The sequence below is a fragment of the Streptomyces sp. NPDC086787 genome, assembly GCF_044745865.1.
Taxonomy (GTDB): Bacteria; Actinomycetota; Actinomycetes; order Streptomycetales; family Streptomycetaceae; genus Streptomyces.
Genome location: NZ_JBIVBC010000016.1, coordinates 15,009 through 28,623, shown reverse-complemented (window position 1 = coordinate 28,623; position 13,615 = coordinate 15,009). Strand labels below are relative to the sequence as shown.

The 13,615-nt window shown below is 69.8% G+C and carries 15 protein-coding genes and 1 pseudogene; 10 read left to right on the top strand and 6 right to left on the bottom strand.

Translation table 11 applies throughout. The features are described from left to right. Nucleotides 1-50 precede the first annotated feature (50 nt). On the top strand, nt 51-749 hold the full coding sequence (locus ACIPK3_RS28465; protein ID WP_402574173.1) for a glycoside hydrolase family 75 protein: 699 nt from the start codon (nt 51-53) through the stop codon (nt 747-749). A gap of 23 nt (nt 750-772) precedes the next feature. On the opposite strand, the gene ACIPK3_RS28460 is transcribed toward ACIPK3_RS28465, so the two are convergent. The 5 genes from ACIPK3_RS28460 to ACIPK3_RS28440 form a co-directional block, all read right to left on the bottom strand. Next, a complete protein-coding gene (locus ACIPK3_RS28460) occupies nt 773-1,183 on the bottom strand; it encodes a PTS-dependent dihydroxyacetone kinase phosphotransferase subunit DhaM (RefSeq protein WP_402574171.1) in 411 nt (136 codons plus the stop codon). Then, nucleotides 1,176-1,775, bottom strand: a complete 600-nt coding sequence (gene dhaL / locus ACIPK3_RS28455; RefSeq protein WP_402574169.1) for a dihydroxyacetone kinase subunit DhaL — start codon at nt 1,773-1,775, stop codon at nt 1,176-1,178. Before dhaL ends, ACIPK3_RS28460 begins: the two co-directional genes overlap by 8 nt. 58 nt (nt 1,776-1,833) lie before the next feature. After that, nucleotides 1,834-2,826, bottom strand: a complete 993-nt coding sequence (gene dhaK / locus ACIPK3_RS28450; protein WP_402574167.1) for a dihydroxyacetone kinase subunit DhaK — start codon at nt 2,824-2,826, stop codon at nt 1,834-1,836. Nucleotides 2,827-3,125: 299 nt separating this feature from the next. Beyond that, entirely contained in the window at nt 3,126-3,326 is a 201-nt protein-coding gene (locus tag ACIPK3_RS28445) for a hypothetical protein (protein WP_402574165.1), read from the bottom strand. A 75-nt stretch (nt 3,327-3,401) separates the two neighbouring features. Next, nucleotides 3,402-4,022 (bottom strand): CGNR zinc finger domain-containing protein, encoded by a 621-nt coding sequence (locus ACIPK3_RS28440; RefSeq protein WP_402574163.1) that lies wholly within the window; start codon nt 4,020-4,022, stop codon nt 3,402-3,404. Nucleotides 4,023-4,162: 140 nt separating this feature from the next. Between ACIPK3_RS28440 and ACIPK3_RS28435 the strand changes: the two genes are divergently transcribed. The 5 genes from ACIPK3_RS28435 (at nt 4,163) to ACIPK3_RS28415 (ending at nt 8,015) form a co-directional block, all read left to right on the top strand. Beyond that, nucleotides 4,163-4,711, top strand: a complete 549-nt coding sequence (locus ACIPK3_RS28435; RefSeq protein WP_402574161.1) for a carboxymuconolactone decarboxylase family protein — start codon at nt 4,163-4,165, stop codon at nt 4,709-4,711. A 119-nt stretch (nt 4,712-4,830) separates the two neighbouring features. Next, on the top strand, nt 4,831-5,781 hold the full coding sequence (locus tag ACIPK3_RS28430; protein WP_402574159.1) for a pyridoxamine 5'-phosphate oxidase family protein: 951 nt from the start codon (nt 4,831-4,833) through the stop codon (nt 5,779-5,781). Between the two features lie 14 nt (nt 5,782-5,795). After that, entirely contained in the window at nt 5,796-6,263 is a 468-nt protein-coding gene (locus tag ACIPK3_RS28425; RefSeq protein WP_402574158.1) for a nuclear transport factor 2 family protein, read from the top strand. A 103-nt stretch (nt 6,264-6,366) separates the two neighbouring features. Further along, the gene (locus tag ACIPK3_RS28420; RefSeq protein ID WP_402574156.1) at nt 6,367-6,951 is read left to right on the top strand and encodes a TetR/AcrR family transcriptional regulator; all 585 of its coding nucleotides are present in this window, start codon (nt 6,367-6,369) and stop codon (nt 6,949-6,951) included. 83 nt (nt 6,952-7,034) lie between these two features. Then, complete coding sequence (locus ACIPK3_RS28415) at nt 7,035-8,015, top strand: zinc-binding dehydrogenase (protein ID WP_402574154.1); 981 nt, start codon at nt 7,035-7,037, stop codon at nt 8,013-8,015. Nucleotides 8,016-8,121: 106 nt separating this feature from the next. On the opposite strand, the gene ACIPK3_RS28410 is transcribed toward ACIPK3_RS28415, so the two are convergent. Further along, nucleotides 8,122-9,813 (bottom strand): acetolactate synthase large subunit, encoded by a 1,692-nt coding sequence (locus ACIPK3_RS28410; protein WP_402574152.1) that lies wholly within the window; start codon nt 9,811-9,813, stop codon nt 8,122-8,124. Nucleotides 9,814-10,005: 192 nt separating this feature from the next. Between ACIPK3_RS28410 and ACIPK3_RS28405 the strand changes: the two genes are divergently transcribed. From ACIPK3_RS28405 to ACIPK3_RS28390, 4 genes and pseudogenes are all read left to right on the top strand, one after another. Beyond that, on the top strand, nt 10,006-10,743 hold the full coding sequence (locus tag ACIPK3_RS28405) for a flavodoxin family protein (RefSeq protein WP_402574150.1): 738 nt from the start codon (nt 10,006-10,008) through the stop codon (nt 10,741-10,743). A 112-nt stretch (nt 10,744-10,855) separates the two neighbouring features. Next, nucleotides 10,856-12,292: pseudogene (locus tag ACIPK3_RS28400) on the top strand (molybdopterin-dependent oxidoreductase). A 2-nt stretch (nt 12,293-12,294) separates the two neighbouring features. Next, the gene (locus tag ACIPK3_RS28395; protein WP_402574362.1) at nt 12,295-12,798 is read left to right on the top strand and encodes a hypothetical protein; all 504 of its coding nucleotides are present in this window, start codon (nt 12,295-12,297) and stop codon (nt 12,796-12,798) included. Then, nucleotides 12,795-13,466: a class I SAM-dependent methyltransferase gene (locus tag ACIPK3_RS28390; RefSeq protein ID WP_402574148.1), complete on the top strand. Its 672-nt coding sequence runs from the start codon at nt 12,795-12,797 to the stop codon at nt 13,464-13,466. The genes ACIPK3_RS28395 and ACIPK3_RS28390 overlap by 4 nt, the downstream gene beginning before the upstream one ends. Nucleotides 13,467-13,615: the final 149 nt, after the last annotated feature.

Here is a 13,615-nt window from a genome sequence, read left to right as displayed (position 1 = left end):
CCCGTTGACGGGCCGTCAACCGTGATTTACCCAGGGAGAGGTCCGGCGACGTGCCCCTCCCGCCACTGACACTCGCGGCGGCCGGTGCCGCCCTGCTCGCCCCGAGCGCGCTGCTCGCCTCCGTGTCCGTGGGTCCCCGCCCGGAACCGACGGTGCCGGCCGAGGAGGGCGTCCGCGCCGCCGACCTCCTCGACCGGGTGCGCGCGTGCACCCCCGTCTCCCACGGCCGCTACCGCACCGACGAGTGGTCCGCCGCCTCCGTCCAGGTCTGCGGCACCCACGACGCGGTCTTCTGGAAGGCCGACATGGACGTCGACTGCGACGGCCGGCCCGGTGCCCACTGCAACCGCGAGGCCGACCCCAGCCGCTCGTCGGCCACCGCCTTCCAGCAGTCCGACGGCCGCTTCCTCAACGCGGAACGACTGCCGTACATCGTGGTTCCGGCCCCGAGCGGCATCTGGAACCCCCGCGACCAGGGCATTCAGGGCGGCTCGGTCGCCGCCGTCGTCTACCGCGACCAGGTGCGGTACGCCGTCGTGGGGGACACCGGCCCGCGCGCCATCATCGGCGAGGCCTCCTACGCCGCGGCGCGCGCCCTCGGCATCGACCCCGATCCGAGCAGCGGCGGGACGCCCTCCGGTGTCACCTACATCGTCTTCAAGGACTCCAGGGTGAACCCCATCGAGAGTCACGAGGCGGCCGTGGCGGCCGGGGAACGGCTGGCCGCGCGGTTCATCCGCGGCGGCTGACGCCCTCCGCTCCCCGGCCGGGGTCAGACCTTCCGGTACGAGTAGGCCTCCGTGGCCGCCGCCACCACCGCGTCGAGTTCCGCCCCGGTGGCCGCCGTCACCACCGCGGCCACCGCGCCCTCCACGAACGGGGCGTCCACCAGGCGCGCACCGTCCGGAAGTTCACCGCCCTCCGCGATCAGCGCCTTCACCGTGAGCACCGCGCTGCCCAGATCGGTCAGCACCGCGACGCCGGCGCCCCGGTCCACGGTGGCGGCCGCCGCGGAGATCAGCTCGGCGCTGGTGCCGAGGCCGCCGCCCTCGGTGCCGCCCGCCGTCGCGACGGGCACCGCCGTCGCACCGCCCGCGAGCCCTCTGGCCAGCTCCGCGACGGACGCGGCCACCTCGGCGCTGTGCGACACCAGCACGATCCCGACCAGCTTCGCGTCACTCACCGCCCGCCTCCACCAGCGCGGCGATCAGAAGCGCGGAACTGGTGGCGCCCGGGTCCTGATGCCCGATGCTGCGCTCGCCCAGGTAACTCGCCCGGCCCTTGCGGGCCTGGAGCGGGGTCGTCGCCACGGCGCCCTCCTCGGCCGCCGCCCGGGCCGCGCCGAACCCCTCACCGAGCGCTTCCACCGCAGGTACCAGGGCGTCCAGCATGGTCTTGTCGCCGGGTGCCGCGCCGCCGAGCGCCATCACCCCCTCCACGCCCGACCGCAGCGCCTGTGCCAGCTGCTCCCGGCTGACCTCGGCGGCGTCCCCGAGTGACTTGCCCGTGCGCCGCAGCAGGGTCCCGTACAGCGGACCGGCCGCGCCCCCGACCGTCGAGATCAGCAGGCGCCCGGACAGCGTCAGGACGTCGCCCGGAGTGGCCGGGACCTCCTTCTCCAGCGCGGCCGCCACGGCTGTGAACCCGCGCTGGAGATTGCTGCCGTGGTCGGCGTCCCCGATGGGCGAGTCGAGGGCGGTGAGCCGATCCGCCTCGCGGTCGACGGACACGGCGGTCGCCACCATCCAGCGGCGGAAGAAGTCGGCGTCGAGCACTGGATCTCCTTGCGTGGTAGAGGGCGTGGTGAGGGTGTTGATCGCCTGGGCCGCCGTGTCACATCCCCCAGCGCAGGGCGGGCGTCCGCACCGGCGCGTCCCACAGCCGCAGCAGCTCCTCGTCGATCTGGCACAGGGTGATCGAGGCGCCCGCCATGTCGAGGGACGTGACGTAGTTGCCGACCAGCGTGCGAGCCACGCTCACACCACGCTCGCCGAGCACCCGCCGCACCTCGGCGTTGAAGCCGTAGAGCTCCAGGAGCGGGGTGGCGCCCATGCCGTTGACCAGGAGAAGCACCGGATCACGCGGGGGCATGTCCTCCAGGATCGCGTGCACCGCGAAGTCGGCGATCTCACCCGAGGTCATCATCGCCCGCCGCTCCCGGCCCGGCTCACCATGGATGCCGATGCCCAACTCCAGCTCTCCGGGCGGAAGGTCGAACGTCGGGGTGCCCTTCGCCGGAGTGGTGCACGGACTCAGGGCGACGCCGAAGCTGCGGGAGTTCTCGTTGACCTGGCGGGCGATGGACTCGACCCGCTCCAGCGGCTGCCCCTCGGCCGCGGCCGCGCCCGCGATCTTCTCGACGAACAGCGTGGCGCCGGTACCGCGCCGCCCCGCCGTGTACAGGCTGTCGGTGACCGCCACGTCGTCGTTGACCAGCACCTTCGCGACCTGCACGCCCTCGTCCTCGGCCAGCTCCGCCGCCATGTCGAAGTTCAGCACGTCACCGGTGTAGTTCTTGACGACGAAAAGCACACCCGCGCCGCTGTCCACGGCCGCCGCGGCCCTCGCCATCTGGTCCGGGACGGGCGAGGTGAAGACCTCACCCGGACAGGCGGCCGACAGCATCCCGTGGCCCACGAAGCCGCCGTGCAGCGGCTCGTGCCCCGACCCGCCGCCCGAGATCAGCGCGACCTGGCCGGCCACGGGGGCGTCCCGGCGCACGATCACCCGGTTCTCGACATCGACGGTCAGCTCGGGATGAGCCGCCGCCAGGCCCCGCAGCGCGTCCGCCACGACCGTCTCCGGGACGTTGATCAACATCCTCATGGGAACCTCCAGAAAAGGTTAGCAGGCGAGTCCATGACCTGCACTTTCGCTGGTCAGAGCGAGTGTGGCTGACTTGATGCCGACATTGGTGATGAGGTGTCAGGTTGGCTGGGCGGTCGGAAGGATCCCGGCTGGGGTACCGCTGTTGGCAGTATCAGCCTTGCGGCAGCAAAGGTCACGTGGGAGAACACCTCGGGCGCGCACTGGTTCCGAATCAACATGCATCCGGTCGTGGCCGGGCGGCCGAGGTGCCCGCCCGCTGTGGAGACCTCAGGGGCGGGCGCCTCGCGGACGCGTGCTCAGGCGGTGGTGCAGGCAAGGATGCCCTCGGCCGTCCGACCCTCGCAGTTGAGGTCGTTCGATCCGAGGTGCTCGCCGGTCGAGGTGGCAAGGCGGGCTGCCCCGTCGAACGGATCGGGCCGGCCGGCGCGTTCGATCGGCCGGCGGAGGACCGGCTCGCCAACCGGGTGCCCGTAGGTGGTTGTGGTCCGATGCGTCACGCGGTCGGCCTGTCCACGTCACGGGTGGAAGCCGGTGCCGGACCTGGCGGGGCGGTGAGGCGGGCTCCACGAGTGTCAGTCGGTGGACTGGCGGTGGCGCTGGTAGTGGCGGGCGGAGCGGGCGCGATTGCCGCAACCCGCGGAGCACCACTCGCGGCGGGGGTGATTCTTGAGGAAGTAGAGAACGCACCCGGGTGCCAGACAGGCGCGCAGCTCGTGGCGGGTGTCCTGACTGAAGAGCGTGATGGATTCCTCGGCGATGGCGGAGACGGCCGCGGACGCTGCCTGTCCGCGGCTGCGGGTGTGACGTGAGGGCGCTTGGCCGACTGTCCAGGACAGCGCCGACCAGCGTGGGGTCTCGCCGGCGGCCTCGTTGACCACGGTCACGGCGTCGTCGAGTTCGCGGATGCCGGACGCCGCTGCCGGGCGGGGATCCTCCGTGGCCTCGGCGGCGAGTCGTCGCAGCGCGTCGCGCAGGCCGATCAGCCGTCCACGCAGGCGGTCGAGGTCGGCCGAGGTGAACGAGTCGAGATCGCCCGGAGTCAGCAGATCCGTCCGGCAGGCGACGGCGCGCAGCCATGTCCGGGTGCCGTCGGAGTCGTGCAGTGCATCGTGCACACCGTCGCGGTCGGCCCAGATGGTGTTCATCAGCTCCACGGGCAGCGGCTCGCCCAGCAGCGGTGCATTGGTCTCCATGCTGTCGAGGCTATCGCACTTCTAACGGTTGAAGGCGGGGCTAAGCGTTGACAAAGCGTGCGGCGGGCGTCATGGTTGTTCTAACGGTTGCTGGCGCAGTCAAGCGTTAGAACCGGATGGACTGAAGGAGAGCTGCCCTCATGACCGGTTTCGCCCCCGTCGAGCCCGCCACCGCCACCGGCAAGGCCGCCGATCTGCTGGCCGACGTGCGGAAGACCCTCGGACTGACGCCGAACATGACCAAGGTGATGGCCAACAGCCCCGCCCTGCTCAAGGGCTATCTGGCCCTTAACGGCGCCCTCTCCGGTGGAGTGCTTCCCGCTCCGGTCCGCGAGCGCCTTGCGCTGGCCACCGCCGAGTACAACGGCTGCGAGTACTGCCTGTCGGCGCACACCTACATCGGCGCGAACCTCGCCAAGGTCGATGCCCTCGAGCTGGAGGCGGCCCGTGAAGCGAAGGCGACCGACCCGCACATCCAGGCGTTGCTGACCCTCTCCGACGCCGTCGCACGCGGCCGCGGCCAGGTCGGCGACGCCGCCCTGCAGGCCGCGCGGGACGCGGGCGCCACCGACGAGGAGATCGGCGAGGTCGTCGGCCACCTGGCCCTGAACGTCCTGACCAACTACTTCAACATCCTGGCCAAGGTCGACAACGACTGGCCCGTGGTCGCGCTGCGTACCGCGGCCTGACCCTCGCCGACCCCGCCGGCCCGGCCCCCCCGGCCAGGGGCCAGGCCGGCAGCCCCATCCTCTGCCCACCCGACGTCGGCGCATCGCAGACGGCTGCGGAAGGAAGAGAAGGAAGAGCCATGACGAATCCGGTACGCAACACTCCCGCGGGCTTCCACGAGGGGGAGATGGCCGTGCAGCGCCAGGCGGGCGTGGCCCAGGAGGCGGCCCGGCTCACGGGGATGCTGGCCCCCGCCCAGCTGCGCGGAGGCGTGAGCCGGTTCCTGACGGAGAGGAGTTTCGCCGCGATCACCGCCCGCGACGCCGACGGCGCACTGTGGATCTCCCCACTCGCCGGGCCGCCCGGATTCCTCCGGGTCGCCTCGCCGACCGCACTCGATGTGCGAACCCGGCCGGCCGAGGGCGACCCGCTCCATCACCTGGCGGCCGATCAGCCGGTCGGGCTGATCGTGGTCGACTTCGCCACCCGCAGACGCCTGCGGCTCAACGGAACCTTGTCTGCGGTCGGCCGTGACGGGCTGCGCGTCGACGTGGAGCAGGTGTACGGCAACTGCCCCCAGTACATCCAGAGTCGGCACCTTCACGCGGCGCCCGTCACGGCTCCCGGCGGTGCCGAGCCGGTGCGGCGCGGATGCAGCCTCACGCCGGACGACGTCGACCTGGTCAACCGGTCCGACACCTTTCTGATCGGCACCAACCACCCCACACGCGGCAACGACGCCTCGCACCGCGGCGGGCCGTCGGGATTCGTCCGGGTCGAGGACGGGCGGCTGTGGTGGCCCGACTACTGGGGCAACAACATGTTCAACACCCTCGGCAACCTCACCATCGACCCGACGGCCGCGCTGCTCTTCTGCGACTTCACCACCGGACGCTCGCTGCACCTGTCCGGCCGGGCCGCCCTGGAATGGACACGCACCGGCATTCCCGGTGACGACGACCGCACCGGCCGACGCGTCCACTTTCGCCCCGAGCATCTGGTGGCCGGCCGTCTCCTGCCGCTGCAGGCCGACACCGTCGCCGCAGCTCCCGACAACCCGCCGCTGACCGACCGACCCTCCGCGCGATGAAGGACAGCTCCGCCATGACCGACGCACGCCCGCTCGTCCCGCCGTTCGACCTCGACAGTGCCCTGGCCAAGGTCCAGGCCGCCGAGGACACCTGGAACACCCGCGACCCGCACCACGTCGCCCTCGCCTACACCGAGGATTCCGCCTGGCGTAACCGGGATGTGGTCCTCACCGGCCGCGACAGGATCGTCGAGTTCCTCACCGGCAAGTGGGAGCGCGAACTCGACTACGTCCTGCGCAAGAGTCTGTGGGGCTTCCGCGGAAACCGCATGGCCGTCCGCTTCCAGTACGAGTGGCGAAACACCGAGGGGCAATGGTTTCGCTCCTACGGCAACGAACTGTGGGAGTTCGCCGACAACGGCCTGATGCGTCGCCGCGAGGCCAGCATCAATGACGTACACATCAAAGAGACCGACCGCCGCTACTTCGGCCCCCGCCCCGAGGCGGAGCGTGGCCCCGGGCACGACATCCCCCTCAACTGAACAGCAGATGGGTCGAGGTTGGCCTCGTTCGAGGGTGCTGTCGGTACGCGCTGACACGGGGCCAAGGATTGTTCTTGAATGATTGCTCATGTATGTTTGTCCCATGCCCAGACCCCGAGAGTTCGAGCCCGACACCGTCCTGAACGCGGCCATGCTGCGGTTCTGGGAGCGTGGGTACCGGGCCACGTCCATCGAGGATCTGGTGAAGGCGACCGGGGTGAAGCCCGGCAGCCTCTACAGCGCCTTCCCGGGCGGTAAGCACGCGCTGTTCCTGAAGTCCTTGGAGCGTTACTCCAGGCTGGTGGTCCCCCAGAAGCTGGGCGAGTTGGAGGCTTCGGACGCGTCGGTGGCCGAGATCCGCGGCTACTTCGACGGGCTGGTGCGCGACCTGCTCAGCCCCGAGGGCCGGCAAGGCTGCCTGCTCGTCAACACGGCGATCGAGAAGGCCGCCGAGGACGACGAGGCGGCCGCCGTCGTGCGCGGCCATCTGGCCCGGCTCGAACGGTGCATGACCCACGCGCTGGAGAACGCGACGCGCAGAGGCGAGGTGCGCGCCTCGCTGGACTGCACCGGTAGTGCCAAGCTGCTGGTCGCGACATGCCAGGGGCTCATGGTGGTCGGAAAGGCGAATCCCGACGAGGCGCTCCTGCGGGCGATCGTCGCCAACGCCTTCAACGCGCTCGACTGACGTTCGGTCACACGGGCCACCGCTCGCGGTGGCTCTCTTTTTTCGCCAATATTTGAATGCATGCTCAAGAATGGAGTCGTGACATGGAAGCCATCGTCATTTCTGCCTACGGCGGCCCCGAGGTGCTCGTCCCCACTGAACTGCCGGACCCGGTGCCCGCCGACGGCGAAGTGCTGATCCGGGTCAAGGCGTTCGGTCTCAACCACGCCGAGGCCTACATGCGTGCCGGGGCTTGGGGAGAGGTGGCGGCCGTCCCGGGGGTCGAGTGCGCCGGGGTGGTCGAGGCCGACCCATCGGGTGGACTCCCCGTCGGGACCCCCGTGGTGGCGATCCTCGGCGGCATGGGCCGGACCCGCAACGGCAGCTATGCGGAACTGGTGACCGTGCCGGCGACCAACGTGGTGGCCGTGAACTCGTCGCTGGACTGGGCCGACCTGGCCGCGGTTCCAGAGGTGTACGCGACAGCGTGGAGCGGCCTGTTCGGCAATCTGGACCTGCGGCCGGGCGAGACGATCATGGTGCGGGGAGCGACATCCTCGCTCGGTCAGGCCGCCGTCAACCTCGCGGTCGACCACGGCGCGACCGTGCTCGCCACGACCCGGAAGCCGGCACACGTACCGCTGCTGAAGGAGCTCGGGGCCACCGACGTGCTCATTGACGACGGCGCGCTCGCCGCCCAGGTCAGGGAGCGGGAGGTCACCATCGACGCGGTGTTCGACGTCGTCGGCAACAGCGTCCTGCGCGACTCACTGGCCCTGGTCCGACCCCGCGGCCGGGTGTGCCAGCTCGGCTTCCTGGGCGGCTTCGAGCCGGTGCGGGACTTCGACCCGATCACTGATCTCCCCAGCGGGGTCCAGCTCAGTTTCTTCGGCAGCGCCTTTGTCCTGGGCACGCCCTCATTCCCGCTCACCGACGTGCCGTTGGAGGAGATCTACGGCAAAGTCGCAGCCGGTGCCCTCCGGGCCCGTCCCACCCGGGTCTTCCGGTTCGACGAGATCGTCGAAGCCCACCGGGCCATGGAGGCCGGAGAAGCCCTCGGCAAGATGGTCGTCACCCTCGACTGAACTCCCGGGCTCTCTGTCGGCCGCCAAGGGCTTCTGCCGCGCGGGAGGAAATCGTTTGCCCACCGGATCGGCCTGCCCTCGTTGCGTCGAGTCCTGGGCTGTCAGGTCAGAACGGACCGTGGAGACTGCCGAGGCGGTCGGTCAGGCGCAGGTTCTCGGAGTAGTCCACGGGGCAGGCGATCACGGAGACCGCGTCGTCGTCGAGGGCGCGGCGGAGCACGGGCAGGAGTTGGTCGGCGGCTTTGATCGCGTAGCCGCGAGCCCCGAAGCTTTCGGCGTAGGCGATCAGGTCGGGGTTGGTGAACCGGGTATGGCTGTGACGGCCGATCTCGAGTTCCATCTTCCAGGTGATCAGGCCGTACTCCTGGTCCACCAGAACGAGGGCGACCAACGGAACGCGTTCGCGGACGGCGGTCTCCAGCTCCTGGGAGTTCATCAGGAACGAGCCGTCGCCCATCATCGCCAGCACGCGCCGGTCCGGCCGTGCCAGTTTCGCGGCGATCGCGCCCGGCAGCGCAAACCCCATGGTCGACAGGCCGTTGGAGACCAGGCACGTGTCGGGCTCGTAGGTCGGGTAGAGGCGCGACATCCACATTTTCCCGGCACCGGTGTCGGCGAGGACGATGTCGCGGCGGTCCAGCGCGGTGCGTACGTCAGCCACGACGCGCTGCGGCACCAACGGGAATGCCTCGTTGTCGCGCCCGTACTGAAGCTCTTCGTCGAGCAGCGTCCGGATCTTCTCGTTGCTCTCGAAGTCGTAGGTGAGTCCGTCGGGCAGTGCTGTCGCAAGTGCGTCCAGCGCCTGAGAGGGGTCACCCTGGACGCCCACCGCGACCGGGTAGTGGGCGTCCACCTCGGCGGGGGAACGGTGCACGTGGATGATTCGCTTGTCGCCATTCGGGTTGATCTTGGCTGGGTCGAATTCCTGGATCTCGTAGCCCACGCAGATCAGCACGTCGGCCGTATCGAAGCCGAAGTTGGTGTAGTCGTGCCGCATGAATCCGACCGCGCCGAGGGCGTTGGGGTGGTCGTCGGGGAAGACACCCTTGCCGTGGAACGTGGTCGCGACCGGGATGTTCAGGCGTTCGGCGAACCGCGTGAGGGCGGCTGTGGCTCCGGCTCGGGCAGCGCCGTGGCCTGCCAGCACGACCGGGTGCCGTGCAGCGGCGAGCACCTCCGCTGCACGTGAGATCTGCGAGGGTGACGGCGCATCAGTGTGCACCGCGTCGATCTGCAAGGGCGCCAGGGGCTCGGCGGGCCGCTCTGCTTCGATGTCTTCCGGCACTGCCAGGAACACAGCTCCGGGCCGCTCGCTCTGCGCGGTCTTGAACGCCTTGCGGGTCATCTCCGGCACCGCGTCGGGACACTCGATGCGGGCCGACCACTGAGTGACCGGGACGAACATCGACACCAGGTCGATGACCTGGTGCGACTCCTTGTGGACACGGCGCAGGGAGCCTTGGGCGGCCAGGGCGACCATCGGGGAGCTGTTGGTCATGGCGTCCGCGGTGCCGAGCAGCAGATTGATCGCACCAGGTCCCAGCGTGGCCGAGCACACCCCGGCCCTGCCGGTCAGCCGCCCGTAGATCTCCGCCATGAACGAGGCCGCCTGCTCGTGGCGCACCAGGATGTACCGGATCCCGGAACCGTTCAGCGCGTCGACGAAGCGGATGTTCTCCTCCCCGGGAATACCGAAGACGTACTCCACGCCCTCGGCCCCCAAGCAGCGCACCAACAGATGCGCGACATCCTCCACTGCTTCCGTGTTCCGCGACTCACTCGCGCCCTCGGTACCCATGAGACGAACGTAGGCACGCCCGCATACCCCGGCCACTCGTCAGCCGCCGATCGAGCCGTGCGAGCGGCGGGCTCGCCGATACCGTTCGGCGGCACTGTGGTGGCGGCTCGCATGGCCGTTGCGCACGCTGGAGTCGGATGCGGACGCGCGCCGCCGAGCATCGTGCTGCGCAGAGGGTTCTGGGAGGACCGTGTGACTGCTTCGTCGCCCGCCACCGACACACCGCCGGCCCGCTACGACGACCTGCGGGCTCTGGTGATCAACTGCACACTCAAGCGTTCACCGGAGACGAGCAACACTCAGGGGCTGATCGACCGGAGCACCGCCATCCTGGACGCCCAGGGGGTGCGCGTCGACGTCGTACGGGCCGTCGACCACGACATCGCCACCGGCGTGTGGCCCGACATGACGGAACACGGCTGGGAGACGGACGCCTGGCCGGACCTGTACCGACAGGTCATGGCGTCCGACATCCTCGTCCTTGCGGGCCCGATCTGGCTGGGCGACAACAGCTCCGTGATGAAGCAGGTGATCGAACGCCTCTACGCCTGCTCCAGCCTGCTCAACGAAGCCGGCCAGTACGCCTATTACGGCCGTGTCGGCGGCTGTCTGATCACCGGTAACGAGGATGGCGTCAAGCACTGTGCCATGAACGTCCTCTACAGCCTGCAGCACCTGGGTTACACCATCCCCCCGCAGGCCGACGCCGGATGGATCGGTGCGGCGGGTCCCGGCCCCTCCTACCTCGACCCCGGCTCGGGCGGACCGGAGAACGACTTCACCAACCGCAACACCACCTTCATGACCTGGAACCTGCTGCATCTGGCCCGGGCGTTGAAGGACGTCGGCGGCATCCCCGCCTACGGCAACCAGCGGACCGCCTGGGACGCCGGCTGCCGACGCGACTACGAGAACCCCGAACACCGGTAGGCACGCCAACGGCTGCACAGATCGTGAGCCGCTGACCGCAGCAGCGGTGTCGGACCGCGTGGAGGTCGCTGTCCCTTTTTGGGCTCGGCTCGAGGAGTGGAGGAGACGGCCGATGGCAAGTGGCGAACGGCCGTCGGGTTCGGCTCCAAGCGGTGGGGCGCGACGCCGGAGGTCGGAAGAGAGGCCGACGCTGAAGCGAGTGAAGCGCGTTCGTGGCGCTGTGGTTGCCGCCGCGGCCGCGGGTCGTACTCGGACTCGCGCGACGGCACGCCGTGTCGGGGAGCTGCCCCCGCCTCCGGGGCCGTTCCGTCCTGGATTCTGGCGCAGCCCGATCCGCGGGCCTTGGCTGACCTCGGTGTTCGGTCTGGTCCTCCTGATCGGTATTCCGCTGCTGTTCATCACCGGCTTGCTCTCCTACGCTTCCTACAACCCGGATCTGAGTCCCATCAACGACGAGACTCCCGACAAGGGCGTCCTGGGCTTCTACCTCTTCAGCTGGCCCACCCACCCGTACTGGCTGTACCGGCTCCTCCAGGGCGTGCACGTGACGCTGGGCGTGGCCCTCGTGCCGGTACTGCTGGCCAAGTTGTGGTCGGTAATCCCGAAACTGTTCGAATGGCGGCCGGTGCGCTCCGTCGCCCACGGGCTGGAGCGGCTCTCACTGCTGATGCTGGTCGGCGGCGGGATCTTCGAATTCGTCACCGGCATCCTCAACATCCAGCTCTACTAGGTCTTCCCGGGCTCGTTCTACCGCCTGCACTTCTACGGTGCCTGGGTGTTCATCGCCGCCTTCGTCGTCCATGTGTGCCTCAGACTCGGCCGGATGACGCGGGCTCTGCGCTCGCGCAGCCTGAGCACCGAGCTGCGCACCGATCTCGCCCACACCGTGCCCGAACCCCCCGATCCCGACGGCCTGGTGGCGGCCGCCCCCGCCCCACCGACGATGACCCGCCGCGGCGCGGTGGGCATGGTGGGAGCGGGATCGTTGCTTCTCCTCGTCGTGACCGCCGGACAGAGCATCGGCGGCTGGATGCGCGCCACCGCGCTCCTCGCACCCCACAACCGGGACCCCGGCACGGGCCCGAACGCCTTCCAGATCAACAAGACGGCGGCGAAAGTGGGCGTCACCCCCGCACTCGTCGGCCCCACCTGGCGGCTGGAGGTCAACGGGCGCGGAGCGCCACAGGTCTTCACCCGCGAGCAGCTCCTGGCGATGCCGCAGCACGCCGCCGCACTCCCGATCGCCTGTGTGGAGGGATGGTCGACCGAAGACCAGCAATGGAGCGGCCTACGGTTGGCCGACCTCGCCGCCATGGCCGGTATGCCCGATGCGGGAAGCGTCCTGGTCCAGTCGATCCAGCCTCCTGGTCCCTTCACCAGGGTGGTGCTGCGGGGCAATCAGATCCGCGACCCCCGCGCGCTGCTCGCCCTCCGCGTCAACGGCGTGGATCTCTCGCTCGACCACGGCTATCCGGCCCGCATCATCGTCCCGGCCAACCCCGGCGTGAACAACACCAAGTGGGTGCACCGGCTCACCTTCAGGGCGTGACCATGGCACGATTCGTCCGCTGGTACGGCTCCGGACCCCTGCACCTGCTCGTCCTGATCACCTCGTTCACCCTCACCGGCTATGCCATGGTGCGCCTGTTCGCCGTCCGGCCCTGGGAGGTGGCGATCTGGTTCGTCGGTGCGGCGATCCTCCACGATCTGATCCTGCTGCCCCTGTACTCGCTGGCCGACCTGTCGGCCCTCTCCGTACTCCGTCACCGCGCCGCCGACGGACCGACGGTGCCATGGATCAACTACCTGCGTGTCCCCGCCTTCCTGTCAGGTCTGCTCCTGCTGGTCTGGTTCCCCCTCATCCTCCGCCTCGCGGCCCCCTACCCCGGAGACACCGGGCTGTCCGACAGCGTCTACCTCGGCCGATGGCTGGCGATCACCGGCGTGATCTTCGCTGCCTCCGCGGTGGCCTTCGCGGCGAGACTGCGCCGCATCCGGCGGCCCGCCCGCTGCGACGAGAGCCGACCCGCCTCAGGTGACGGCGCCGCACCGTGACCACCGACGAGGACGAGTCGTACGGCGCCGATGGGGCCCCCTTCACGCTGGCTCTGGGACCCGGCAACGGACCGGTCTACCTGCGGTTGGTCGACGGGCATCGGATCCGGATGCCGGTCCACCGCTGGCACGAGAGGCCCACGGCGGCCGACAAGACCGTGCTCGAACGCTGCACCGGCCCCGTCCTCGATGTCGGCTGCGGACCGGGCCGCATGTGCAGGACACTCCTGAGCCGAGGGGTCTTCGCCCTCGGGGTCGACATCACACCTCGCGCGGTGGCCCTGACCACCGCCCTCGGGGGCATCGCACTCTGCCGATCGGTCTTCGACCGGCTGCCCGCCGAGACCGGCTGGCGGACGCTGCTCCTCATCGACGGAAACATCGGCATCGGAGGCGACCCCCAGAGCCTGCTGCGCCGCTGCGCCGGACTCGTCGCCCCCACCGGGCGTCTTGTCGTCGAAGTCGACCCCCACGACATCGAAGTGCGGTGCACCGCCCGGTTCGAGGACCTTCACGGACGGCGCGGTCCGTACTTTCCCTGGGCGCGGTTGGGGCGACGGGCGCTTCACGGAATCGCGGCTGATCTTGCCCTCAGCGTCACCGACCAGTGGACAAGCGGGCACCGCAGCTTTGTCACCCTCGCCCACCGAGGATCACCCTCGGACTGACGTGAGTGGAATCACCGCGACGCGACGGGTGCGGCGTTCCCCTCGTCCCAGCCAGCCGATCACTGCCGACCCCGTCGTGCGCTGAGGCTGGGCAGGCTCTCTCTCGAAGTCGTGGGGGAAGAGGCCGTGCCTGTGTCCGCGAGGCGATG